The sequence below is a fragment of the Paenibacillus koleovorans NBRC 103111 genome, from assembly GCF_004000845.1.
Taxonomy (GTDB): Bacteria; Bacillota; Bacilli; order Paenibacillales; family NBRC-103111; genus Paenibacillus_AA; species Paenibacillus_AA koleovorans.
Genome location: NZ_BIMA01000003.1, coordinates 103,427 through 128,577, shown reverse-complemented (window position 1 = coordinate 128,577; position 25,151 = coordinate 103,427). Strand labels below are relative to the sequence as shown.

The window sequence follows — 25,151 nt, the reverse complement described above, 5'->3', positions numbered from 1 at the left end:
AACCCTTATAGAGGAAGCTGATTTTAGGATCAACAAACCCATTCATGGATGTTTCCTTAGGTTAGCCTTAATGGGCTGCGGGTACCCGCCCGCAGTTGTCAAAGCTGAGAGTGGAACCCGTTTAAAGTACTACGAAGCACTTGAAGAAGCTAGTGGTACAATAGAGGGATGGAACATAAAGGGGGCTGAACAATATGGTCAGTGCCTTTTTCGTATTTTGATAGATCTATAAAAATGTAAAACTTTGTATACTATCTGGCTGGATCCAACTATAATAAGGTTGTTGTGGAAATGTACAGGAGTTGACTTATTCGTGGATTTGGATCAGATGAAACGCTCTGTTTTTTGCAGCAACCGGATTCGCACTATAGTCATGAAAGAAGAGATTGTCTGTACGGTACCGCAATGTACTTGTGACTCGCCGGTAGTTTTGAACCACGTGTTGGAGCTTTTCGCGTTGCTCTATTCCTTCTTCGATAACACCAACTTACTAGATGTAGAGACGTTGAGGTGGACGAATAGCGAACAAGCGGAACAAGTGCACGCGCAAGTGCAGGAGTCTTGGAATCAGCATTTACCATCGGATCAGGAGCTTTACCAGGAGAAAGCTTGGACTGCGTTAATGGAGGAGACCAAACAGTTCGTTCAGGAGCTCGTGGATTCTTCCGATTCCAAGCAAGTTTTGCTTTTTCGCCTATTCAGCCTTCTTCAAATTATGGACCGGCACCTAGTCCTATTGAGGGATCGTTTGATGATCCAAGTGGAGTCTTGGGAGACGTTTCCTTTCTCTACGATATACGGTGATGTGCTTCCTAAGAGGCATTCCGTTCTACTTGAGGCTTTGAAGCTGCAAAAGCTGTACAAACATGCGATTGACCCGAACTACCTTCTGTTGTGCAATAGGATCCACAGTTTTCACGTAGCTCAAAGCTATTATTCTTACTATGAAGTGGAACATCGCTTCCAACGGTTGACGCATTTCGATGTGAACAGCATCCTCGACTTATCCATTGGATTTCTACCGGGTAAATGGGAGGTCCAGAGTGATTATAAATTGGAGACAGACGAAAGTCCCGGGGATGACGATCTACTGCCGTTTTCTTTTTCCCGAGCTATGAGGCCTGCGGAGTATAACGATAGGGTGAAACAGCAATTTGAAGCCTTATTGGAGAAGGTGCCGGATGTTATGATCCTGCCTGAGCTCTTCACTCCTCCTGATTTGAGGGAGACGCTGATTGCCTCTTTTAACGAAAAGAAGAAGCAAATGCGCGGTTCTTCCTATTCCGGGACGGTCCTATTCCTTACAGGTTCCTTTCACGAAGCAATAGAAGGAAAACTATATAACCGGGCTAAGGTAATTGCCGCTAGTGGCAAGCTGCTTGCGGATGTTAGAAAGATGAACCGGTTTATTCTCTATAGCAAAAGAGGCTTTGAAGGGGAGTTAGCTCCTTTTCGAGAGATACATGGAGTCGAACGGAATGCGTATGACGAACGGAAGATCATGTTGTTCGATACGGCTTGGGGCCGGATTGCTTTTTTCATCTGTATCGATTTCCTCATCGACCCAATCGCTCATATTCTGGTAGACCGTTGTGTAGATATCATCTTTGTCATGGCCATGACGCCGAACCCGGCCGGTGGGAAATTTATTCGCAGGATGCAAGAGCTGGCGGAGCGAAACGGTGCGGCCGTGATTGTATGCAATCATTTCGGGAAGAAAGAAGCGGATCGGTCCAAAGAGGAAGTGGAAGCTCGGATTGTAGTTTCTCTGCCTGGATATCGAGATGTATTCCTCAGAGCAGACGAGTGGGGCGTGTATAGCATCCGAGATGTACTGACGGAGCTGCAGAGGATGCAGGACGAATGGGACACGCGGCGGAAGGCCCAGGGTGGACAAGGGTCCGTAGATACGAGTTGAGAATCTTCTGCGCTTATTCTATAATGAAAGTGTATAAAAAGTGTACTAAGGAGCGATTCGGATGAATGAAATGTTTTGGAAAGCTTTCGATCAATGGAATACAGTTAAGGATTCCGACGTGTCGCAGGCCAATGACTTGTTAGTAGTCCTTATGCGCCATGTGTTCGAGAAAACTCCGAAATTGGACCTTCAGATGTTGGATCGAATCCGGCTTCAGATGGAATACGCCCTAGAGGATGACCGTCCCGAGAGCATGAGAAGCTATAACCTGGGAATGGCGCGCATGATAACCCATTATCTGCACCATGAGATTCAAGGGAAACAACAGCAAGTTACAATAAACAGCTTGCCTAACCTAGAACGGAAGATGATTGCGGCCTTAGGGACTAAGGAGCAAGCTACACCCACACAGCTAGCCATAGAGGTGGGCATCGACAATCCGCAACAGAGGAGCAACTTGTTGCGATCGCTCCGTGCGAAGGATTTGGTTCAATATATGGGAATCGGCAAAAATCGATTCTATAGCCTTACGAGAACGGGGATGCTGGTCTTCGAGCGATTACGGGCAATGGGGGAAACTTCGGCTGCGGCTGTGGCTCCTGTTTCGGAGAAGAGAAGCGCTATCTTGAACGATTTCTACTTTACCCCCTGGCCCGACTTGCCGCAGCATCATTATGGGAAGTCGGATGAGTCGTGGCACGACGAGTTCGATTGGGGCATGTCGGACTCGAAGCCGAGGCATCGATGGTCGCATTTGCAGAGGGAATTGGAACCGGATGAAGATATGGAAGGTGCGATTCCATGAGCTCCAAATTGGCATTAAGCAAGGTAAGCAAAACATTCGGACAGTGGTTCGCGCAGCTCGACTCCATCCATTGCTCGCAAGTTCTTGAGATTGCAGCAGCAGGCGGGAAAGAAATCATAATGAATCTGCGATCTGCGTTCCCGGATGACCAGAAGCTGTTTTTTGAGCTTCAATATGAGGTGCGGCAAGCGCTCAAGAAGAAGACCATGCCGGTCGTTGACCAGACGATGCAGAAGGCTGAAGTGCCGCAAGAGATAACCAAACCGCTGATCAAGGCCATCCATTCTTCTTTACGCCATTACCGGATTTCGTCTTATTTGAGAGATGCTGACGATGAGGCGTTTGAACGGACTGTCGAACGTATCCTCGTCGATAACTATGTAGATCGACTTTATGATTCTTGGGAGAAATGCGACGAGTACTTGGGTCTGAATAACGTGGAACAAACACGCCGATGCTACTCTTCCGTGATGAGTTTAGTGGAGTTTCATTATCAAAAAATTGAAACGTTGGAAGAGCTAGGGGATTATATGGAGCTGGAGCTCAACTTCAATGAAGAGAAGATAGAACGGTTCCTGGCCCTCGTGACGAAACATAGAACCGCTATTGATAGAACGATGCTGTTCAAAAAATTGAAACGGATTGAAGAGCTGCTGGTGGACACAGGAGCTTAAGCGGTCCCGTTTAGGACAGTCCAATGGAACATATGAACCAGTGAGGCCTACTCGTGTATACATGAAGCTGAGTAGGCTATTTCATTTTTACGCTCAGATCCCCCCCACACATGACAAATGTCATATCCCCGTACTGACGTTTATAACTAGGTCCTAATTGCCCGGCGGGTTATACTCGAGATAGATCGTGTTATACTCGAGGAGGAACCGCATAATGGAACAGACCCCCAACATCGCGCAGCTGAAAAAACAGATGGCGCCCTACGAACAGACGGATACGCGAGCCAGCATCCGCCAGTTTCTGAACACTTTTCCCCCTCTAATCATCCTGTGGTATGCCGCCTACCTGAGCTTGTCCGTCTCATATTGGCTCACGCTGCCGATCTTGGTCGTGGCTGCCGGATTTGTGGTGCGGAATTTTATTATTTTCCACGACTGCTGTCACCAAACGTTCTTCAAGAGCCGCAAGGCCAATGATATAGTAGGCACCTTCCTGGGCATCGTGACGCTCATTCCGTACCAGCAGTGGAAGAACGAGCATGCGATTCATCATTCCACGAGCAGCAATCTCGACAAACGGGGGATCGGCGATATCTGGATTTTTACCGTTGAGGAGTATGCTGCTGCTTCGCTCTGGCGCCGGATCGCCTACAGAATCTACCGGAACCCCATTGTGTTGTTTGTGCTGGGGCCGATCGCGGTGTTTCTCATCCAGTACCGTTTCAATCGCAAAGGCGCGAAGCGCAAGGAACGTCTGGGCAACTATTTGACTAATTTTCTTATTGTCGCTGTGTATGCTGCACTAGGTTGGGTTGTCGGCTGGCAGACGCTGCTGCTGATTCAAGGCCCGATTTTCCTCCTCTCCGGAAGCTTGGGCATCTGGCTGTTCTACGTGCAGCACCAGTTCGAAGAGACTTATTTCGAGCACGAGGAAGAGTGGAGCTACGTGAAAGCAGCCGTAGAAGGCAGCTCCTATTACAAGCTACCCAAGCTGCTGCAATGGATCACGGGCAATATCGGGTTCCACCATGTGCATCACTTGAGCCCGAAGGTACCGAATTATAACTTGGAAAAGGCGCACAACGCTTCGGTTCCGCTCCAGCAGGCGACGACGATTACGATTCGTGAAAGTTTGACGGCGCTCCGGTTCCGGCTGTGGGACGAGGAGCGAAAGCAATTCATCGGGTTCAAGCAGCTCAGGCGTGTGAAGAAACAGAACCCGCAGCAGCAGCACCAGCCTAGCCCAACGACAAGTCCACTGGAGAAACCGATCCCGGCCAATTAGGCAATACGCCTGAATCTGCTATAATGAACTCCATGTAGTACGATGGGGGAGAGCGGCCATGAAGAAGTGGTTTCACATTTTTCACCGAAATACGGGGCTGAGCCCTTACGTCTGGGTCGTTCTGTACATTCTTCCGTTCTATTTCATCGTAAAAACCTCTTCCACGAACGAAGTGGTTATAGGTTTGATGATGATTCTGGTGTTCTTCGCCTGCCATGTCTTGGCCTTCATCTCCAAGGGCCGGATGGTGTACTTCTGGACGAGCGTGCAGATTCTTATTTCTATCGCGATGACGCTGTTCATGGGGTATGTGTACTTCGCATTGTTCATCGCTTTTTTTATCGGGAATATACGGAATTTGGTCGGGTTCTGGACACTCTACAACATCCATCTGATCACGGCGATTGCGGCGGTGAACTTCGGGTTCGTGACGCAGAGAGAGATCATTGTCGCTCAGCTACCCTTCATCATCGTCAGTATGATCGGGGTTGTGCTGCTGCCGGTCACGACTTACAATCGGAACAAACGAGAGGCGCTGCAAGGACAGCTGGAGGATGCGAACAAACGAATCTCCGAGCTGGTCAAGCTGGAGGAGCGGCAGCGGATTGCGCGCGATCTCCATGATACTTTGGGGCAGAAGCTATCCCTAATTGGATTGAAAAGCGACCTGGCGGGCAAACTAATCAGTAAAAATCCGGCAAAGGCTCATGAGGAGCTTCAAGATATTCGGCAAACGGCCAGAACAGCTCTGAATGAGGTCCGGGAGCTGGTCACGCAGATGCGCGGAACCCGGCTGGTGGATGAGATGTTTCGGGTCAAGCAAATCCTGAAGGCGGCTCAGATTGAGTTCGTCTTGGAAAGCGATCCCCTCCCCCCGGTCAACACGACCTTGATGGGGGAAAATGTGCTGTGCATGTGCTTGAAGGAAGCGGTGACCAACCTTGTCAAACACAGCAGCGCAACGGAGTGTACGGTATCGATGGAGCCAACGCCCACCGAATTTGTGCTGAGGGTGAGGGATAATGGGGTCGGGATGTCCCATCCGTCGCTAGGCGCCAAAGGACACGGGCTGCAAGGGATGAAGGAACGGCTGGAATTCGTGAACGGTTCGATGGAGATCGTGTCGAGAGTGGGGACGATGATCGTATTCAGGGTTCCTGCCGTAGTCCAGCAACCGGGAAAGGAGGCGTCGAAGTGATTCGAATTGTAATTGCCGAGGACCAGCGTATGCTGCTGGGGGCCCTGGCTTCGCTGCTCGATCTGGAGGAAGATATGACGGTGGTAGGCAAGGCGAGCAATGGCGAAGAAGCGGTTCGACTCGTTCACCTGCACAAGCCGGATATTTGTATCATGGACATCGAGATGCCGGGCAAGAACGGGCTGGAAGCAGCGGAGGAGCTGCGGCGCTCGGGCTGCAAGGTTGTGATTCTGACTACGTTTGCGCGGTCCGGGTATTTCGAGCGGGCGATCAAGTCAGGCGCCAGCGGGTACTTGCTCAAGGACAGTCCGAGCGAGGAGCTGGCCGGTTCGATTCGCAGCATTATGGCAGGCCGCCGTATCTACGCTACCGAGCTGGTGGATGACGCGTACGGGATGGAGAACCCTTTGACGGAGCGGGAGAAGGAAGTGTTGACGCTGATCGCCGACGGGAAGAACACGAAGGACATCGCCAGCGAGCTGTATCTCACGAACGGGACGGTCCGCAATTACGTTTCGGTGATCCTGGATAAGCTCGGCGTCAGCAATCGGGTGGAGGCGATTACTCGGTTTAAGGAGAAGGGTTGGTTTAAGTGAGGGGTGTCGGCGCCGGCTCGCTGAACGCGCGGCGAAGGCGGATATGGAGTTTTGCAAGGTGGTAGGGGTTCATTAAGTTGGAGGCATAAAGGGAGGCCTGTCCTTGGGTCCTTGGGGAAGGCTTTTTTCTATGTATTTATGGTTTCGTTCACGGGATACATTTGGCATGTTTGCCTTCTGCCTCTGCCCATTTTACATTTGTACTAGGTAATAACCCCAGGCCTTGTTTCTGGAAATGTATATTATATATAGACTACAAGGACGTGAAATCTTGAACAGTTCTTTTTCCTTTGCGGCCATCAATTCATTCAGATGAATCGACTGGCTTTTTTGGGGCGGAGCCTTGTTAATCCGTGAAAGCTTCTGAAAGGGAAACCGCAATGTGTACCTGTTGCTTGATCGCATACAATACCGCTTGTTCCAAATGGTTGTGTTCCATCGTATGCTTCGTACAAGCCTCCTTGGATTGGTTTTTGTAAGTGCGGCAAAAGTAATCACATTTCCTCTGACGGCGCTTCGTGTCATGGCCTTGCCTGCTAGCGGAGGAAAACCATATTCTAACTCGAGTAATAGACCTAAATACGGAACAGGACAAGTAGATGAGGTATGGCAAAATGCGAAAGATGCCAACGGGAAAGTATATGACCCTAACGCAGGTGAAGAACTTTTCTGGGACCCTACGAAATTAAGGGCTGGACAGTGGGATATGGGGCATGTTCCTGAGTATAAAACACAGTGAATGGCATAAAAAATATATGAATGGCGAAATTGATTACAATACTTTTATTAGTGAGTATTGGAATCCGAAAAATTATCGACCTGAATCGGTATCAGGAAACAGAAGCCACAAATATAAATAGTCTTGGAGGTTAAACAATGAGCGTTTCAGAAAAGGCTACTATCTTTACAAAAGCACAGCATGGCGATTTGGATCAATTTAAAAGTGATTTCAACTTAGATGAAATCAATACAAAAAGTGATATTGGTTCAGGGTTGCTTCATCATGCTATTGCTGGAAGAAACTTTGAAATCGCTATGTATCTCATTGAAAACAATATTAATGTTAATTTGACTAATCTAGATGGTCAAACAGCGTTACATTATATCAGTAATTTTCCTAGTATAACAATAGCTAAAGAAATTCTAAATGCTGGAGGAGATATCAATATTCGCGATAAATTTGGTAATAACGCACTTTGGACTGCGGTCTTTAATTGTAAAGGAAAATATTATGAGATGGTAGAATTGTTTATGACTAAAAACCCAGATGTAACATCCAAAAATAAGGCGGGTAGGTCTCCACTAGATTTTGCAATCCAAGTAGAAAATCAAAAATTAATAGACATTCTCTCTCTCCAATAATAATTCTTATATACAACCGTTAGAACTATAATAGCTCCAAAACAAGGACAATTTTATTTGTAGTTAGGCATCCTGTAGCTGCCAAACGAATTGGAAATGTAGACCCTGGGAAAGGTAAGACTGATATTTCAAACGACGCTGTAAGGTTTTCAACAAATGATCTTGGATTAGTTGAGAATTCTGCACATGAAGGTTTACAAGTTAACGCTTATAGACATGCACTCTGGCAAACAATTATTACTGCGGAATTAGGGAGTGATATCGCAACACAAGTGGGAAATGCTCATGAGGAAAACCCTAATGCATTAGATAAAATAAACGACTTAAGCGGTGTTACTTTTAATTCATTATCTGGTGCAGATGAAGCAATCGATTTATTGAATAATAGAATTGGTAGATTTTTGGGGCTATGTGTTACTCCGAATTCAAAGAGGGCAATTGCTATCTATGTTCTAAATTATTTCCGTGATTCTGGACTTTGGGTTGCGAGTGAACAGTCAGACGGAACATTTAAAATAGTTCAACAAGCGCTAACTCGGGAACAGTATGATGGATTTACTGAAGAACAAAGGAGGCAATATGAATAATGAGCGCTTTGAAAATACATATTCGTCACTTATGCAAGGCATTTATGTTGCTATCGTTAGTTTTCTTTATTGCGGGGTGTACCACTAGCGCAGATGTTAGGGAGAAAGTTATTAATGATATTAATAGTAAATGTGTGAATAGCGCTTGCCAAATTACATTAAAAGATATTATTGATTTTAAATGGGATAAGATAATTATTTTTCAAGTAGGTAGCTCTAGTGCTGAAATTAGTAAAACTGCAGGAGTTGAATATAAAGGAAAAACTGATTTAATGAGTGGGATGCTGTTTTTATTAGATAACAAAATTGTACATGAAGAAAAAGTACCTTATGATCCTGAGCAACCAAGCAAATTACAATTTACTATTGAAAAAGCTCCAAAAGATCCTAATTGTATAATGTTTACAGCAGATGAAGCTGTCGTAATAGGTAGTAAAGTGCAAATAGACGGAAAAAATTATTATCAGGTAATAGCATCTTCCGTTAATAAGAAATCATAGGTTTAACATTTTGGAGTAATTAAAAGAGGCTGCCGTCCACTTAAAGTCCAATCGACTTAGTGAGGGGGCAGCCTTTTTTTCGATCCTGAACGGGTTCTTCGGAAACATCGATGTCGAGAACATCACGTCAAAGCACGCGAAGCTGCCGCTGTGTCGTTACTAGCCTGCCAATTATTTGCGCCAATTTTTCCGCAGGCATCAGCCTGCCTACACCTTCGTACGACAGTTGCCGCGCTTGGGTCAGGCCTTCCTTCCATTCCAACCGTAACCAGGCAAAATAGGAGTGGTAGCTATTGAGCAAAGCCAGCCCGTTCAAAATTGCTCTCTCCAGCCCTTCAGCTTTTCGCTCAACAGCTTATGAAGATCACCCCGCAACTGCTCTATAAGGTCATGAATCGGATTGGCGTCCAGTTCCATGGAAATGAAGTTGATATTGATCTCATGGAAGTCTTATTGAATACGGAGGTCGAATAGAATTTAGATCAAACCTTGACTGGCTTCGTGCCTTTCAAGGTTTCTTTTTTTGAAGAGACTTCCCAGCGTAGAGAACGCCATCACTCCATTTTCTAAGTTACCTTGTTGCTCCGGCCAATCGTTCCCCTCGCTCCCCACCCTAACTAAAAAAGTTTAGATCGGTCGATCCATCTGTAGATTGGTAGGTAGGAGCTTCGAAGGCGCGTTTGTATAATGAAAGAGATCCCCGGCATAGGAGCGTCGAAGGGAGGAAGCCGGTTTGCCATGCGGATGAGACGATTTTCGATACTTGGCCGGTTGATCGTCAGCTTGCTGATTATCATCATCCCCCTGTATGCCCTCAACTTCGTGTTGAATGAAACCAGCGCAAATACGAACAAGAAGGAAATGACCCAGAACCTGCAAGAGTCGTCGCGTATGTTCCACAAGCTGCTCGAGACGGAGCTCCAGCAAATCAGCATGCTGCTCAACAAGAACACGATCAAGATCGCGCTGCTGATGACCGGTTCGGAAGCCAGCGGCAGTGCGGAAGAGCTGCAGCTGAAGATGAACATTCAGAATATCGTCATCGAGATGCAGAATGCGAGCCATTATATCCGGAAGGCACAAGCGATTCTCCCGACTATGGGCAGCAAGGTCACGTACAACGAATTCTCCAGGATCAGTGAGGAGGACTTGCCGACATTCGGCCTGGCGCCGACGCGCGGGTTCGTGAACTGGCGAAACGGCCTCTACATGACCGTCCCTTATCTGAACAACGGAATCGACGAGCGGAGGGGAGTGGTGGTCCTGGCCGCCCAATTGGATGAGCCGTCGATCCGAGAGGTGCTGAACAACGTCGTAGGGTATGAGGAAGGCGGGGCGATCTGGTTCGACCCGGAGATGGGATGGAGTGTGACCAGCTCCGGCACTCACGCTATAGGAGCGAAGCTAGTGGACCTGCTCAAGCAGAACGTGCAGAACGGGGGCCCGTTGGACAACAATCCCTATATTACGCTGGACAAGCGGGACTATTTCGTCTCCTACAGCTACTCCTCCGTACTGGGTACATCGATGCTGACCTACGCGCCGACGGACATCATTTTCAACTCGCTGAAGCGATACCGGCTGAATTTCCAGATCATGTCGGTTTTGGCGCTGGGGATTATCGTGTTCATTTCCATCTGGATCTATCGAACGGTTCATAATCCGCTCCAAATACTGACCAAGGCATTTCGAGAAGTGGAGAAGGGAAGGATGGATGTTTCGATTCGCGCCATAAACGACGACGAGTTCGGGTACATCTATACCCGATTTACGATTATGCTGGGCCGGCTCAAGGAAACGATTCACAACGTATATGAGCTGGAGATTCGCAATCAGAGGTCCGAGCTGAAACGTCTGCAGGCGCAGATCAACCCCCATTTTCTGTACAACAGCTTCTTCGTATTATCCCGACTGGTGCGCAGGGGGGACAACGACAAGGCGACGCAATTTGCCCAGTTCCTCGGCCAGTACTTTCAGTTCATTACGCGGGATCATGAGGATCTGATCGAGCTGGAGCGGGAGCTGGAGCATGCCCGTACGTATGCAGACATTCAGGCGATATGCCACCCTCGATTGCAGATCGCTTTCGCGCCTCTTCCCCGAGCGTACTGGAAAGTGCTTGTGCCTCGATTAATCCTGCAGCCTTTGATTGAGAACGCATACAAGCACGGCTTCAACGAGAAATATTCGAATGGCGAAATCGCCGTTCGAATCGAGACGGGCAGGGGCGAGATTCGTCTGGTCGTCGAGGATACCGGACAGGGGATCGGCGCGGAGGAGCTGGAGCAACTGAAGGCGCGGCTGGATGCGGATGACGGGGACAGCAGCGGCTTGGTCAACGTACACCGCAGGGTCCGATTGTACAGGGGCGGGGACAGCGGCATCTCCATATCCGCCAGCACGATGGGAGGGGTCAAGATCGAACTGAAGCTAAGGATGGAGGAGTAGCCGTGCAGAGGTTGCTGATTGTCGACGATATGCCGATTATTACGGATGACTTGGCGGATATGTTCATGGAACTGGAGCATCTGGAGCTGGAGGTGTTCAAGGCTTATTCGCCCTACGAAGCGATCGGGATTATGAACAGCCATAAGATTGATATCATCCTCTCCGACATTATGATGCCGGGCATGAGCGGGCTGGAGCTGTTGAAGGAAATTCGCAGTCAATGGCCGCGCAGTAAAGTGATCTTCCTGACGAGCTATCAGGATTTCCAATATGTGAAGGAAGCGATCTCCATGGGAGGGGCGGGCTATCTCCTGAAAACCGAAGGGGACGCCGTCATTATTGAAGCGGTGGAGCGAGCGGCTCGCGAGCTGCGGGAGGAATGGAAGAGGAACGACCTTGTACAGCGATCGGAGGCCCAATTCCAAGCAGCCAAACCGTCCATGCAGAGAGAGCTGCTCATGAGCATGCTTGCGAACAACACGATCACGGCAGAGCAGCGGCGTAAGCAATTTGCGGAGATGGAGATGAGGTTTGACCCGGATTCACCCGTCTACATGATGATTACGCGAATGGACGGTTGGAAGGAAGCCATGACCTTCTCGAATCGCAATTTGCTGCATTTTGCCTTACGCAATATTTTGGAAGAATATTTGAGCGGGTCCGTCGTGTTGAACTCTATCTCCTATGACAAGGACAGTGTCGTCTGGTTTCTGCAGCCACATAAGGTCGAGCGATTCTCGGAGAAAGGCTGGCAACGCTACTTCCGCTTCATCTACGGCACGATGGAGACCGTGCAGCATACGTGCCGGGAACTGCTTAAGCTGCAGGTGTCGGTGATTGTCCATACCGGCGCGGTTTCCTGGGAGGCGATCGCTCCTACGTTTCACCGACTGGATCTGCTGTTCCATCAGGGGATCGGCTTGAACAAGGAAATATTGACCACGGATGAGCAGTTGGACAACATGCGTCAGGAGCACCGGCAACCAGTCGCCAGAGCTTCCGTTCCGAACAATCGCTTGCCTCATGTGGACTACTATCCGTTAAGCGAGCTGTTAAAGCTGGGACGACGCGAGGAGTTCATGACGATCTTCAACGAGTTGATGAATGGGCTGAGAGCGGAGGAAGGGACTTCCGCTACAGCAACAGCTGCTCAGCGAATGGAGATCTTTCACCTGCTGTCCTTCTTGCTCCTCTCCTGCACGAACCGATGGAACACCGATTTCGCGTCCTTGGAGCGCTTCGAGGGCCACAAGCTGTTGAGCTTCAACCCGCTCGAGGCATGGCAGGAATATGAAGCCTACTTCCACCGCCTGTTCACGGCTTGGTTCGCGTTCAAGTCGAGCGAGCAGCAGGACCATACGAAGCAGATCGTCAGCGAAATCCATGCTTATATCGGGAGGAATTTGAGCGGCGATTTATCCTTAACGAGCATAGGCGAATTTGTCCATCTGAATCCCAACTACTTATCCCGGCTCTATAAAATGTGTACAGGGAAAAGCTTGACCGACTATATGGCCGAGGTTCGCATCAAGGCGGCCAAAGAAATGCTGGGCACGAGCTTGAAAATCCAAGAAATTGCGGAAGCGGTCGGGTTTTTATCCGGGACGGCGTTTGCTCGGTTTTTCCGCACCCATATGAGCATGACGCCTCAGGAGTACCGGGATCATGTTTTTGGAGTGAAGAAGTAACAATTGGTATGTAGAGTCAAATCCGGTCAAGGTGCCAGCTAGACAGTCTTCGAAACTTGTACACGGAGGCATGGCAATGTACAAATCGGTCGATAGAGTCATCCGGCTCCTCATTGTACCCTTGAGTGGAGAAGAGATTTCTTCTACATGAAAAGGGAGGCATCCAAAATGAAAAAGGCAGGCATAGTGTTGACGGCCGTCGCGGTGGTCGCAGCTCTAGTGACCGCTTGTTCGAGCGGGGGGTCGAGCGGAAGCTCAAGTGCAAGTCCGGGGACCCATCCTTCAGCAGCGGCTACGGCCAAACTGCCGCTCACATTGACGGCAAAGGTGCAGAATCACCCCTCGACACCGTTCAAGGAAGACTGGCTGATCTGGAATGTTTATGAGAAGAAGGCCAACGTCAAAATTCAGGTCTCGGGGTATCAAGGCAACTGGTGGGAAACGATTCCGCTCGTAATCGCCTCGCGCGATTTGCCGGATCTGATGTGGATGTCCGGCACCGATATGATTCATAAGTATGGGGACGAGGGTGCTTTGGTCAATCTGCTGGACCACCTGGACAAAATGCCGAATCTAGCAAAGTTTATCCAGAACAACCCTAACGAAACCGCAGGGATGCTGTCCGCTACCGGGAAGCTGTATATCCCTCCGACGAAAGGCGCTTATGCGGCGGTAAGCTCCTTGTTCATGTACCGCAAGGATATTTTCGACAAGCATAAGCTGGAGCAGCCCAAAAATTACGACGAATTCTACAATGTGCTGAAGAAGCTGAAGGAGCTGTATCCCGACAGTTATCCGGTTACGTTCCAGAAGCTGAATGATGTGCTGTATTCGCTTACCGAGCCGTGGGGAACCGGGGTGGGCTTTTACTACAACAACAAGCTGAAGGCCATGTCTTACGGTCCGATGGAAAACAACTTCCGCGATATGATCACGTGGGTAAGCAAGCTGTATAAAGAAAAGCTGATTCCTATCGATTTCCTCTCCTTGGACGAGAAGCAGCGGAACGAATTGGTGACCACCAACAAAACGTTTATGGTATACGGCTATCTCAACAACATCGACACTTACAATACGGCAGCGCGCAAGACGAACCCGGACTATACGCTTGCAGGCATGATTCCACCGGAAGGACCCGGCGGCCGGTTGTCGGCGAGGCAGTCGTTCATCTCCGAGGGCTGGGGCGTGACCACGACATCCAAGAAGCTGGAGGATGCCTTGAAGCTGGTCGACTGGCAGTACTCCGAGGCCGGCAAGGAAGCATTGAGCTGGGGACTGGAAGGCGTTACCTACACCAAAGTGAACGGACAGAACAAGTTCGTGGACTCCGTCAAAGACATGGCTACCGCGACTCGCGACTATGGACTGAAGTCTTCGGGGAACTTCCCCTGGTATGACGAGAACGCCTGGATGTCGCTCTTGACGAAGGAGTCGAAGGAAGCGCAGGAGATTGCCGTGAAGTATATGTCTCCGAGCAAGCCGGCACCGGCGCTGACCAAAGCGGAGTCCGATTCGATCACGATCAAGTCCGATGCGATCAGCAAATATTTTGAGGAAAATATTACGAAATTCATCCTGGGCAACCGCCCGCTCAGCGAATGGGATGATTACGTTAACGGATTGAAGAAGCTTGGGATTGATGATGTCATCAAAGTCAGACAGCAGGCGTATGAACGGCAACAGGCTGCTTTGACCAAAAAATAGGTGTAAGCCGGTAATGGGGATGGGAGCAGGTCTGTTCCCATTCCTCATTCTGCTGAAAGGAGTTTGGGATGTCCTCACCGGTTAAAGTCAAAGCCGCGATACCGAAGAACGAGAGCCTGAGCCGGATTTATCGCGCCAGGTTCCTGATCCTGCTGCTCTCGCCTGCGTTGATCTATTATTTGCTGTTTGAATATTTGCCTATGTTCGGATTAGTTGTGGCGTTCAAGGATTACAATGTATTCCGCGGCCTGTGGGAGAGCGAGTGGGTAGGGCTCAAATATTTCAACATTTTTTTCAGCAATCCGGACTTCTGGCCCCTTCTGCGCAATACGTTCCTGCTGGGCTTCTACAGCTTGATCTGGGGGTTCCCCGCGCCGATCGTCTTGGCCCTCCTGCTAAATGAGCTTCGCAACAGCGTGTTCAAGCGGGTCGTTCAGACAGTCAGCTATCTCCCGCACTTTCTGTCCAATGTCGTCATTGCCAGCCTGATCGTCATGATGCTTTCGCCTACAACGGGGCTGGTCAATAAAATGTTGGGCGTATTCCATATAGAGCCGATCTACTTCTTATCCATACCGGAATACTTCCGTACGATCTATGTGGCATCCGGCATCTGGCAGGGATTAGGGTGGGGGGCGATCATTTATTTGGCGGCGCTGACGACGATCGATCCGCATCTGTATGAATCCGCAGACCTGGACGGAGCGGGACGCTGGAGGAAGATGTGGTCGATTTCATTGCCGGGGATCGTACCGGTCATCATCGTGCTGCTCATTCTGAACATCGGGTCGCTGTTCGGGATCGGCTTTGAGAAAGTATTGCTGCTGTATACACCGATGACTTACAGTACGGCGGATATTTTGTCAACTTATACGTATCGGACCGGGCTACTCAAAGGGAATTTCAGCTATGCCACCGCGATCGGCTTATTTAACGGCATCACAAGCTTCATACTGATCTATTGCTCCAACTACTTGGCGCGGAAGCTGAAGGAGACGAGCTTATGGTGAGGAGGATGATCTTGTGAGAGGGCGCAGACTGGATCTGTTCACGATCGTTAACGCGCTGCTCATGCTGGTGCTCATGTTCGTTACGGTGTATCCGTTTGTTTATGTACTGAATGTGTCGCTAAGCAGCGAAACGTACGTCTTGCAAAATGCGGTCAGCTTCTGGCCGAAAGGATTCACATTAAAATGGTACGCGCAAGTGGTTCAAGATGAGCGGATTTGGACGGGCTATAAAAATACGGTGATTTACACGACCTTGGGCACCTTCCTTTCTTTGGCGTTGACTTCCATGGCCGCCTTCGCTTTGTCGCAGAGGCATATGGTGATGCGCAAGTCCATCATGCTGGGCTTCGTATTCACGATTTTGTTCAGCGGCGGGATGATTCCATCGTACATGGTCGTCCAAGCCTTAGGGCTGCTCGACACGGTATGGGCGATGGTGATTCCGGGCGTTATCAATACATTCAATGTCCTGATTTTCCGAACGTTTTTCGAAGGCCTTCCGGAAGAGCTGTTCGATGCAGGTCGAGTTGACGGGATGAATGATCTGGGTATTTTCTTACGGCTGGTTGTCCCGCTGTCCAAGCCGGTGTTCGCCGCAATTGGTCTATTCGTGGCGGTGGGGATCTGGAACAATTTCTATAGCGCGCTGATCTATCTGAAGTCGGCGGATATGTTCCCGCTTCAGCTCATTCTGAGGGATTTGGTGATCTCGGGAACAATCGCATCGGAGGCGGCCTCGCAGCAGCAGCAAGGCGGCGACGTCGTTGTCGCGGATTCCCTGAAATATTCTACGATCATTGTCAGTACGCTGCCGATCTTAGTGCTGTACCCTTTCCTGCAAAAGTACTTTGTGAAGGGTGTGCTGCTCGGCTCGATCAAAGGGTAAAGGAGAACAGAACATGACAAACTGGAAAATAGCGGATGGATTGAGCGATTGGAGCGGGTATCGTTCCCTGCAATTCACCGTCTTCAACCCGTATCCGGAGCCTGTCATCGGGGGAATTGAAATATGGGACCGAGCCGCTGCGGCTAGCTCCGAGCTGGATTACGGCAACTTGGTCGACCGTAAGCGAGCGCTGCTGCTGGGCGAGGGGACGACCCATGTGGTCATTCAGATCGATCCGATGCAAACTCAGCGAGGCGATCGGCTGCTCGACCTGTCGCATATCGAGAAGGTCAATCTGCACTTCCCGCTGCCTGACGGATCTGCGGAGCCGTTGGAGATCTCGGCCCTGCGTTTGTCGGTCTTGACGGATACTCCTGACGAATGCGCAGGCGCGGTGCCGGGAGATACGATTCTGTACCTCAAGCATCAAGATATTAGCTGCTATACCTATGAGCCGGATCATGTAAAGCTGCCGGAGGATGTGCTCCAGTTGGAACAGGAAGTGTGGGCCGAGCGAGAACGACTGCTTCGTGCTATTGATGCGGCCGAAATAAACGGCAAGCAGACCTTGTACGCTCGGGCAGGTCTTGTAGCGGCGGATATCGCGCTCAAGAGTCGACCGCTGCTCGCCTGGCACTCCTCGCCGGGAGCGAGAAGGCGCAACCTGAGCGGTGCGCTGGTGGAGCTGCGGAAGCACCGGGTGCCGCTGGAGCAGCTGCTGTCGTCCCGCAAGCACGAGGACGATGAGGACGACTCGAACTTGCCGTTGCACGTCGTCAAGCCGCTGCCCGATCTCAAGTCGCTGCGCATCGAAGGCCGGTCGTTCGTCGATCCGAGCGGAGCACCGTTCTTAATCTGTTCGATGAGCTATCACAATGAAGGGGCTTTGATGCCCTTTTTCGCGCCGGAGCAGCACAAGATGGAACTATACGCGGTGGGCGGAGGCTCCCGCTACGATATCGAAAGCTCCCCCGTTTATGAAGCGTTTCACACATTTGAGGGGACGGAGCGGGTCGGCTGGAAAGGCTGGTGCGGCCATCTGATCAAGGATCAGTGGGCGATGGGCGGCCGTAAGGAGAATGTTGTTATTTGCCTGGAGAACGAGCATATTCTGGCGGCAATTGATACTTACAACCGAGATCATGCCGCCGACTGGAACAACCACCCTCACTTGATTTATGTCATTCTGGGCTATGAGTTGACCTACTTGTGCTATTGCGAGCAATCGCTGCAGCGATTCCGTACATGGCTGGCGGAGCGGCACGGGACGATCGGGCGGCTAAACGCGTGCTGGGGCACCCGATACGAGAGCTTCGAGGAGGCATCGCCTCCGCCGACCGAAGGGCTCACGCCGGCCGGCGATGCGAATCGTGCCGCATGGTTCGACTGGTCCGATTGGAACACGCGACGCTTCACTGATCATCTCAAGTGGTCGAAGCAATCGGTTCGCCGGTTGCACGCTACGATGCCGATTAGCGCAGGAGGGACCTCGATTATGCTGAGCCCGCATAATGGGACTAGCGGCATTGACGAGGAGCAGATCATCAATGAAGTGGACGACGTCATCCTGCATGAGGGGGATGACCTGCTGGGCATTGATTTGTTTAATGCGCTCTCCGACCGGCCGAAGCCTATGGTGGATCCGGAGCAGGGAGGCGATTGCTCACGATGGCTGCTCAACTACTTGCACGGCAAAACCGCGATCTCGAAGTTTTGGTGGCCGAAGCAGCCTTCTCGCCAATTCCCGCTGAGCACGCTCCGATCGCCGGCGCACGGCATGCACACGATCGATAAGGTGGCGGACAATCTGTACACCGCGCTCGATGTCCGTCGCTTGAGCAAGGAAATCGTGTCCTTCTGGGAGCTTCCCAAGGAAGTAGCGCTGCTGTATTCCAAAACGAATGTGCTGCAAGTGCCGCCTGAGCTCATGACCGCTTCGACTACCCCCTATCTGAAATCGCTTAGGGAAAGCTACGAAGCGGCGAGATGCTTGGACACCGGCATCACTTTCGTAAGCGAGCGGCAACTGCTGGAGGGGAAAGCGCAACGATTCAGGCTGATCATGATCCCGGCGGCCAAGTATTTGCCTGAATCTGTCTTCTCCGCCTTGGATCAGTATGTCAGGCAAGGAGGCAAGCTGCTGGTGCTGGCGGAGTCGCTCACCCACGATGAATATGTCCGGCCGCGCGATTATTTGCAGCGTTGGGGCATTCGGATCGTGAGCACGGTCGTTCCTCGTGTAGTCGTCTATGGCGAGCTGGAGCAGCGGTACGACCAGAATCTGGAGCAGACGGTTACGTATAGCGACGGTGTCGACACGATGTCCGTTCGAACCGCTGCCGCTGTGGCCGGATTGAAGCTGGGGATCACCGGCTTGTTCCAGCATGTCGATTCTGATGAAGCCGACGTCATGGCATCCGATGAGCAGGGGCGGGCACTTTTGCTGAAGCGGCAAGTCGGCTTGGGGGCCGTGTGGGCGGCGATGGGGACGCTTCGGACCGACTCGCTCTATGCTTTGCTAGACAGGCTGATAGACGATGCCGGAATCGAGCGAGAGCTGAAAGTAACGGACCAGACCGGGCAACGGGTGCAAGGGCTGGAGGCCAGGCTCGTTCGTAGAAAGAACGACGACTTGGTCTACATCGCCAACGAAAGCGGTCAACCGGTCGAGTTCCGCTTGGAGACGAACCGGCAGGTCGACGAAATTCGCGAGCTGCGGTCCTTGCGATACTACGATCGGCCGGAGGGCCTTGTAGGCGACAAGGAAACACTTCTGTTCAGTCTGCGGGAAAACCCGTCCCGTTTCGGCAGAGGGAAGCAGTCAAGCTAAAAGCACAAATGCCGGCTGCCCTAGCCGACGCTTGTGCTTTTTTTTATCTAGAGATTAAAGGCGAGCGTTAGAGTGATCGGCTAGTCCTGCCCATCAAAGCTTGCATTTAAAGTAGGTCGGGTAGGAATTACAGCGAAGATAACAATGCCCTCCACGATAGAGTATAAATCCTGATGAGAGTAATTGGGGAATCGATCCATATTGGAGAGTATCGAATCCTTAGGCGGGTGTATATGATAAGGCTCGGTTATAGTTTGATAGCGTCTATCTTGTTCGTGAGATTCGCTATGATATTGGGCTTTTAGCCTGCTGCTTGCATCTTCCCAGTCATAATAATACTTGTCAATCGTACCAGACTTATTGAGATACTCTGTGACGTAAAGCTTGGAGAAATCATTGAAAGTAATGGTCGCCCTCTGGATATACATAGTAGAGGATGCTCCGGAGCGATCGGTATCTCGAATCTCGCCATGTATACCGTGGTTCAGCTCGCGATGTATACGCCGTAGATCACTTTTGGGATTACCGTTCACCTGAGATCTCCCTCATAAGGTAACGCCATTCTTCTGCATCCCGAGACCATTTCCAATCCGTGGATAAAGCGGGATCTCCTAGTCGAACAACCACTTCCTCGTAAGTACCACCGTAGTTCCCCTCAAAAACCATCATGGTCTTGACCAGTTCCTTAACTCGTTCAACGTCTTGGTAAACGGGTTCGGAAGCTTTGCGGCAATTATATTCTGCAATGATTTCGCGAAGGATGGTTTCGTTTCCATTAGGGGCTTTATAGATGGCAGTGTCAGGGATTCGAGCTTGTTTGAACGAGGGCTTATTGTCCATGCTGGGATATGATAATCGCTTTTCTCGAAGCCAGTTATTAATAGTCGTGATGGAAACGCCGAAATAGGTACTAATTTGACCAGTCGAATAATAAAGCGGTTTGTCTTGTTCAGATGCGAATTGAAAGGCAAGGTCGAGAAGTTTAACAATCTCCTTGGACAGATCTTCTTGAAGAATCGTATCCTTGTCGTGAAACGGAATGGATTGAGCAAAAGGGGACTCGTGAAGTTGTGCCGGACTAATCCGGCTTAACAAATTATAAAGTAGCTTAAAGGCAGCAATTCCAAATTGAGGATTATCCTGCACATCTCGGACGACCTCTTCCTCGACCAATCTACGGTCCTCGGAAGTTATCATAAACATCACCTCACCCCATATTTTAACAGATTTTTATTCAAACTACAACTAAACTAAAATGTAACTAAAAGAAAACTTTAAGCTGTTAATATATATGGTCAATCGATAAGCAATATATTCAAACGATTTCTAATTTATCAAACCAACTGGAAATGATGTTTGCTCCCACCTATGCTAAAATAAACCCATCATCCTTAACTCCGGAGGCTGTATGAATCACGATCTGGAGCAACAGGTCCTTCCGCGTTATACCAACTTCCGGTTGCCGGCGGATACACCTGCCCTTGGGATTCAAGACGTTTATCAGTTGCTGGTCCAAGACGAAGAACGGAATAGTATGATTTTTGATGACATGCTTAAGGCTTTGGATCAAGGAAGGTCGCCGATCCTGTTGGCTGAACGAACGGCGCATGTGGAGTACTTCGAGCAACGGCTGAAGCATTTTGCCAAAAATGTAAACAGGTTGTTCAGATTTATGACTATGTGGATTTGCAAGTCCCGTTGCTCATGGCCATGTATAGGAAGAGAGTCAAGGGTTATCAAGCCATGGGCTACCACGGGATGAAGTTTTAATAGGAGTGTTTGGAGGAGGAACCCCAATGGACATTTTCGCAGATTTCCTGAATAAGATTGAGAACCCGCAGCACCGCGCCCGAATGGAAGAAGTGTTCGAATGGATCGAGCAAACCTTTCCCCAGCTGGAGCGGAAGGTCGGGTGGAACCAGCCGATGTACACCGATCACGACACCTACATCATCGGCTTCAGCGTATCCAAAAAGCATATGGCGGTAGCCCCGGAGCGGGCGGGCATGATCCATTGCGCGGAGGCGATCGAGCTGGCTGGTTACGATCACACTGAGCTGTTGGTGCGGATTCCGTGGGGAAGTGCGGTCCATTACGACATGCTTCAGAAAATGATCGATTTCAATATTTGGGATAAAGCGAACTGTACTACGTTTTGGCGAAAATAAAAAAGGCTGCCGTCCACCTGAAGTCCGATCGACTCCTGGTGGCGACAGCCTTCTTTTCCCTTACCGGCTTATATTCGTTGCGATGTACCATTGGTTCCCGAACGGGTCCTCCACGCCGCCCGAGCGCTCCCCGTAGTCATGGGTTTGCGGCTCGTACAGGGAACGCGCCCCTGCTTGCAGCGCTCGCTTGTACACCTCGTCCGCATCCGGCACGAAGAGATGAATCGCCAGCTTCATCGGAGGGAAGTCCGGGTTGGTGCCTCCCCCGAGCTCCACGACGGCATCGCCGATTCGACATGTGGCGTGTTGTATGCTACCGTCCGGCCGAGTGCCTCGTTCCAGCTCTTCCGCGTCGAAGGCCTCTTTCAGGAAATCAATAAATTTGTCGGCACCGGCAACGATAAAGTACGGGGTAACCGCGGTAAAGCCTTCCGGTTTGTAGGACTTTGTCATGATGAATCCTCCTTTTTCATAGTGGACGTTTCCTCTTTAGTATAGCTACAGCAACCAGGCTCGTATTGTAAAAAATTGATCTGGTGATCTTCTTTTCCTCGCGAGGGTGGTATAATTTGACTAACAGAATCGGATGAAGCAAGGAGGGCGTTCCGGTGATTTTCCATGCTCGCCAACCTATACACCCCTTAACGAAATGGATCGACAAGCTGTGGAGCTGTGAAGGCTATCGTCCCGATCATCCATTCGAATCGAAGCTGCCCGATGTTTCCTTGGCCTGGATTATCAATCTAAAGGAGGATCGGATTCGCGTGTACGAGGGCAATCGGATGGAGCGTTATGCGACTTTGCCCGGCAGCTTGATCGCGGGTCCGCGGTCTTCCTACTATTACTTGGACACGGTATGCCAGGAAGCTTGTTTGGGCATCGAGTTTAAGCCGGGAGGAGCGCTGCCTTTTCTAGGGGACTTGATGGGGGAGCTGAAGGATGTGGACATGCCGCTCGCGGAGGGGCTGGGTCGACAAGCGCGGGTTGATGAGTTGAGGGATAGGCTGTTGGAAGCTTCAGGAGCGGAGCCGCGATTCCAGAGGGTTGAGCAGTTTCTGTTGCGTTTGTTGGAGAAGCAGATGCTGGTCCCGAAGGGGCATCCGGCCGTAGCTTTCGCGCTTCAACAGTTGGAGCATTCGCCTATCGCTATCCAGCCGCAAGTTGCTGTAATCGCAGACCAGGCCAATTTGAGCACGGAGCGGTTCATTCGGGTTTTCAAGGACGAGGTGGGGCTCACCCCCAAGAGCTACGGCAATCTGGTCCGATTCCAGCAAGCCTTCCGGATGATCCGGGAAGAGCGGGTAAGCTCGAGCTTGGAGCTGGCGTTAGCATGCGGCTATTATGACCAATCCCACCTGTACCGCGATTTTCGCAAATACGCCAACATGACGCCTACGGAGCTATTTCAGCGAGAGGATCTTTGGGAGAGTCACGTGCCGGTGTTTAATCCGAGCCAAGAGTCCATGATATAATGGGGGGGCAAGTTGAACAATGAGAAGCTTCATTAGTGTTAGACGTGCGTGCCAGATTATTCTGGTGATTAACGGTGCCGCGGTGTTGATGCATCTATTGATTTTGCTGCGCATTTTGCCGCATGATTTTGTTTGGGGAGGCAGACTGGAGGGGGACAGCGAGTTTATCGTGTTCGAAGCCTTATCCATCCTGGTCCTAGCCGTGTTCATGACGGTGGTTGCTGCGAGAGCGGGATATATTTTGAAGGATCGGTTTAGTAGAACCGTTAGAATCGCCATCTGGGTGCTGTTTGCCCTCATGGTGTTGAATACGCTTGGGAATTTGGCCTCCAGCTCCGGCTTGGAAATGTGGCTGATGACTCCTTTGACCGGCTTGTCGGCTTTGTTGTTGTTGAGAGTGGCGATTGAAAAAGAAAAGGATGTGTAGAACCGATGAATGCGGAAATGGTCATGCAAGGACTCGAAACGCTCGGCAAAGATCGCCTGAAGAAAATGTACGTGTCCAACGGAGCGCAGGAGCCGCTGTTCGGAGTCGCTACCGGCGAGATGAAGCCGATGGTGAAGCAGATCAGAATCAATCAAGAGCTGGCCGAGCAGCTATATGCGACTGGAAACTACGATGCGATGTACTTTGCCGGCATCATTGCCGATCCCAATGGGATGACGGTTGCCGATTATGATCGTTGGATCGATGCGGCTTATTTCTATATGATCTCGGATTTCGTGGTGGCGGTGACGTTGTCGGAGGCGGATATTGCCCAAGAAGTGGCTGACCAATGGATCGCCAGCGGCGATGAGCTGCGGATGTCGGCAGGGTGGAGCTGCTACTGCTGGCTGATCGGGAACCGGCCGGACCGGGAATTTTCCGCGGACAAGCTGTCCGGCCTGCTGGACCTGGTGAAGGAGACGATTCACGGCGCGCCTGAGCGTGCGCAATATTCGATGAACAACTTCCTCTACACGGTGGCGACCTCTTATATGCCGCTGCATGAGAAAGCCATCGAGACGGCCAAAGCCGTTGGTCCGGTAGAAGTGAAGAAGGAGAAAGGCAAGAGCAAACATATCGAGGCTATGGTGAATATTGAGAAGTTTATGGCTAAAGGAAAAATCGGGTTCAAGCGCAAGCATGTGAGGTGTTAGGGGACCGTGCTGGTGGAGTGAGACAAGGAGGATCGGCGTGCTGGGTGCTATTGTTGGGGACGTGATCGGTTCGGTTTATGAGATCAACAATGTCAAAACCGAGGAGTTCCCTCTGTTCAGTCGGTTCACCCGGTTTACGGACGATAGTGTGTTGACTCTTGCAGTGGCCCATGCGATCCTTCATCAAGAGGAAACGGATCAAACGTTCTGGAGGGCAAGGCGAAACAGGCGGTTATACGCTCAAATGATCAAACAGTATGCCAGAAGGTACCCGGATGCCGGATATGGGGGACGTTTCGAGGAGTGGATGAAGAGCGAATCGATGCGTCCTTATAATAGTTTCGGGAATGGAGCCGCTATGCGGGCAAGTCCGATTGGGCTCGCTTTTGATACGCTGAATGAGGTGCTTGCCGAAGCCAAGCAAAGCGCCGAAGTGACTCACAATCACAGAGAAGGCATCAGAGGGGCCCAGGCTATTGCCAGCGCGGTTTTTCTCGCAAGGACGGGGAAGAGCAAGCAGGAAGTCCAATCCTTTATTGCAGCGAAGTTCCGATACCGGTTGGATCGCAGGCTAGAGGTATTACGCGAGACGTATAAGTTTGATTCCAGTTGCCAGGGCTCCGTGCCGGAGGCGATCATCGCTTTTCTGGAGGCGGACAACTTCATGGATGCTGTGCGAAAAGCGATTTCCCTTGGCGGGGATAGCGATACGATTGCTTGTATGACCGGGGCCATCGCCCACGCTTACTATAAGGACATCCCGCATAATGTGGCGGACATGGTCCGATTCAAGCTGGACTTCGGGCTGAGGCAGACGCTCGATCGGTTCGAAGCACGATATAAACTGCCGGATTCTTAGGCTGGCGTACTTAATAAGCAT

General features: G+C 50.6%; 26 protein-coding genes and 1 pseudogene. 23 read left to right on the top strand and 4 right to left on the bottom strand.

Going from position 1 to position 25,151, the window contains the following annotated elements; all coding sequences use genetic code 11:
• The 12 genes and pseudogenes from PKO02S_RS32865 to PKO02S_RS02190 all read left to right on the top strand — a co-directional run.
• Nucleotides 1–232 (top strand): annotated as a pseudogene (locus PKO02S_RS32865) (hypothetical protein); the annotation flags it as partial.
• Nucleotides 233–313: 81 nt separating this feature from the next.
• On the top strand, nt 314–1,918 hold the full coding sequence (locus tag PKO02S_RS02240) for a carbon-nitrogen hydrolase family protein (protein WP_127579452.1): 1,605 nt from the start codon (nt 314–316) through the stop codon (nt 1,916–1,918).
• Between the two features lie 61 nt (nt 1,919–1,979).
• Nucleotides 1,980–2,723, top strand: a complete 744-nt coding sequence (locus tag PKO02S_RS02235; RefSeq protein ID WP_127579451.1) for a hypothetical protein — start codon at nt 1,980–1,982, stop codon at nt 2,721–2,723.
• On the top strand, nt 2,720–3,397 hold the full coding sequence (locus PKO02S_RS02230; RefSeq protein WP_127579450.1) for a hypothetical protein: 678 nt from the start codon (nt 2,720–2,722) through the stop codon (nt 3,395–3,397). Before PKO02S_RS02235 ends, PKO02S_RS02230 begins: the two co-directional genes overlap by 4 nt.
• A gap of 214 nt (nt 3,398–3,611) precedes the next feature.
• The gene (gene desA, locus PKO02S_RS02225; RefSeq protein ID WP_127579449.1) at nt 3,612–4,682 is read left to right on the top strand and encodes a Delta(5) desaturase DesA; all 1,071 of its coding nucleotides are present in this window, start codon (nt 3,612–3,614) and stop codon (nt 4,680–4,682) included.
• Between the two features lie 58 nt (nt 4,683–4,740).
• Nucleotides 4,741–5,880: a sensor histidine kinase gene (locus tag PKO02S_RS02220; RefSeq protein ID WP_127579448.1), complete on the top strand. Its 1,140-nt coding sequence runs from the start codon at nt 4,741–4,743 to the stop codon at nt 5,878–5,880.
• A complete protein-coding gene (locus PKO02S_RS02215) occupies nt 5,877–6,476 on the top strand; it encodes a response regulator transcription factor (RefSeq protein ID WP_127579447.1) in 600 nt (199 codons plus the stop codon). The genes PKO02S_RS02220 and PKO02S_RS02215 overlap by 4 nt, the downstream gene beginning before the upstream one ends.
• Nucleotides 6,477–6,858: 382 nt before the next feature.
• On the top strand, nt 6,859–7,215 hold the full coding sequence (locus PKO02S_RS02205) for a GH-E family nuclease (protein WP_246066797.1): 357 nt from the start codon (nt 6,859–6,861) through the stop codon (nt 7,213–7,215).
• Entirely contained in the window at nt 7,190–7,336 is a 147-nt protein-coding gene (locus PKO02S_RS33075; RefSeq protein WP_307720004.1) for a GH-E family nuclease, read from the top strand. The genes PKO02S_RS02205 and PKO02S_RS33075 overlap by 26 nt, the downstream gene beginning before the upstream one ends.
• Before the next feature lie 16 nt (nt 7,337–7,352).
• A complete protein-coding gene (locus tag PKO02S_RS02200; RefSeq protein WP_127579446.1) occupies nt 7,353–7,838 on the top strand; it encodes an ankyrin repeat domain-containing protein in 486 nt (161 codons plus the stop codon).
• A 50-nt stretch (nt 7,839–7,888) separates the two neighbouring features.
• Nucleotides 7,889–8,425 carry a DUF6973 domain-containing protein gene (locus tag PKO02S_RS33785; RefSeq protein WP_373865176.1) on the top strand — a complete coding sequence of 179 codons (537 nt, stop codon included), beginning with the start codon at nt 7,889–7,891 and terminating at the stop codon, nt 8,423–8,425.
• Nucleotides 8,425–8,925 carry a hypothetical protein gene (locus tag PKO02S_RS02190; RefSeq protein WP_127579444.1) on the top strand — a complete coding sequence of 167 codons (501 nt, stop codon included), beginning with the start codon at nt 8,425–8,427 and terminating at the stop codon, nt 8,923–8,925. The genes PKO02S_RS33785 and PKO02S_RS02190 overlap by 1 nt, the downstream gene beginning before the upstream one ends.
• A gap of 127 nt (nt 8,926–9,052) precedes the next feature.
• Here the strand turns inward: PKO02S_RS02190 and PKO02S_RS02185 are convergent, their stop codons facing one another.
• The gene (locus tag PKO02S_RS02185; protein ID WP_127579443.1) at nt 9,053–9,241 is read right to left on the bottom strand and encodes a hypothetical protein; all 189 of its coding nucleotides are present in this window, start codon (nt 9,239–9,241) and stop codon (nt 9,053–9,055) included.
• A 371-nt stretch (nt 9,242–9,612) separates the two neighbouring features.
• On the opposite strand from PKO02S_RS02185, the gene PKO02S_RS02180 reads away from it, so the two are divergent.
• From PKO02S_RS02180 to PKO02S_RS02155, 6 genes are all read left to right on the top strand, one after another.
• Nucleotides 9,613–11,373: a sensor histidine kinase gene (locus tag PKO02S_RS02180; RefSeq protein ID WP_127579442.1), complete on the top strand. Its 1,761-nt coding sequence runs from the start codon at nt 9,613–9,615 to the stop codon at nt 11,371–11,373.
• Nucleotides 11,374–11,375: 2 nt separating this feature from the next.
• Nucleotides 11,376–13,061: a response regulator gene (locus tag PKO02S_RS02175; RefSeq protein ID WP_127579441.1), complete on the top strand. Its 1,686-nt coding sequence runs from the start codon at nt 11,376–11,378 to the stop codon at nt 13,059–13,061.
• Nucleotides 13,062–13,229: 168 nt separating this feature from the next.
• Nucleotides 13,230–14,765: an extracellular solute-binding protein gene (locus PKO02S_RS02170; RefSeq protein WP_164821248.1), complete on the top strand. Its 1,536-nt coding sequence runs from the start codon at nt 13,230–13,232 to the stop codon at nt 14,763–14,765.
• A 68-nt stretch (nt 14,766–14,833) separates the two neighbouring features.
• Nucleotides 14,834–15,775 carry an ABC transporter permease gene (locus PKO02S_RS02165; protein WP_127579439.1) on the top strand — a complete coding sequence of 314 codons (942 nt, stop codon included), beginning with the start codon at nt 14,834–14,836 and terminating at the stop codon, nt 15,773–15,775.
• A gap of 13 nt (nt 15,776–15,788) precedes the next feature.
• A complete protein-coding gene (locus PKO02S_RS02160) occupies nt 15,789–16,661 on the top strand; it encodes a carbohydrate ABC transporter permease (protein ID WP_246066794.1) in 873 nt (290 codons plus the stop codon).
• Between the two features lie 13 nt (nt 16,662–16,674).
• Entirely contained in the window at nt 16,675–19,491 is a 2,817-nt protein-coding gene (locus PKO02S_RS02155) for a beta-galactosidase (protein ID WP_127579438.1), read from the top strand.
• Between the two features lie 80 nt (nt 19,492–19,571).
• Here PKO02S_RS02155 and PKO02S_RS02150 read toward each other — a convergent pair whose 3' ends face one another.
• Nucleotides 19,572–20,024: a toxin-antitoxin system TumE family protein gene (locus PKO02S_RS02150; RefSeq protein ID WP_127579437.1), complete on the bottom strand. Its 453-nt coding sequence runs from the start codon at nt 20,022–20,024 to the stop codon at nt 19,572–19,574.
• Nucleotides 20,014–20,637: a hypothetical protein gene (locus PKO02S_RS02145; RefSeq protein ID WP_164821247.1), complete on the bottom strand. Its 624-nt coding sequence runs from the start codon at nt 20,635–20,637 to the stop codon at nt 20,014–20,016. Before PKO02S_RS02145 ends, PKO02S_RS02150 begins: the two co-directional genes overlap by 11 nt.
• Before the next feature lie 650 nt (nt 20,638–21,287).
• Between PKO02S_RS02145 and PKO02S_RS02135 the strand changes: the two genes are divergently transcribed.
• Nucleotides 21,288–21,659 (top strand): iron chaperone, encoded by a 372-nt coding sequence (locus tag PKO02S_RS02135; RefSeq protein WP_127579435.1) that lies wholly within the window; start codon nt 21,288–21,290, stop codon nt 21,657–21,659.
• 60 nt (nt 21,660–21,719) lie between these two features.
• Here PKO02S_RS02135 and PKO02S_RS02130 read toward each other — a convergent pair whose 3' ends face one another.
• Nucleotides 21,720–22,112, bottom strand: a complete 393-nt coding sequence (locus PKO02S_RS02130; protein WP_127579434.1) for a VOC family protein — start codon at nt 22,110–22,112, stop codon at nt 21,720–21,722.
• Between the two features lie 155 nt (nt 22,113–22,267).
• Here PKO02S_RS02130 and PKO02S_RS02125 point away from each other — a divergent pair, with 155 nt between their 5' ends.
• From PKO02S_RS02125 to PKO02S_RS02110, 4 genes are read left to right on the top strand one after another with little or no spacing between them, the layout of a single operon-like run.
• Nucleotides 22,268–23,131, top strand: coding sequence for a helix-turn-helix domain-containing protein (locus tag PKO02S_RS02125; RefSeq protein ID WP_127579433.1), 864 nt, complete (start codon nt 22,268–22,270; stop codon nt 23,129–23,131).
• 19 nt (nt 23,132–23,150) lie between these two features.
• Nucleotides 23,151–23,558 (top strand): hypothetical protein, encoded by a 408-nt coding sequence (locus PKO02S_RS02120; RefSeq protein WP_127579432.1) that lies wholly within the window; start codon nt 23,151–23,153, stop codon nt 23,556–23,558.
• Between the two features lie 5 nt (nt 23,559–23,563).
• Nucleotides 23,564–24,271: a DNA alkylation repair protein gene (locus tag PKO02S_RS02115; protein WP_127579431.1), complete on the top strand. Its 708-nt coding sequence runs from the start codon at nt 23,564–23,566 to the stop codon at nt 24,269–24,271.
• 37 nt (nt 24,272–24,308) lie between these two features.
• The gene (locus tag PKO02S_RS02110) at nt 24,309–25,130 is read left to right on the top strand and encodes an ADP-ribosylglycohydrolase family protein (RefSeq protein ID WP_127579430.1); all 822 of its coding nucleotides are present in this window, start codon (nt 24,309–24,311) and stop codon (nt 25,128–25,130) included.
• Nucleotides 25,131–25,151 lie beyond the last annotated feature (21 nt).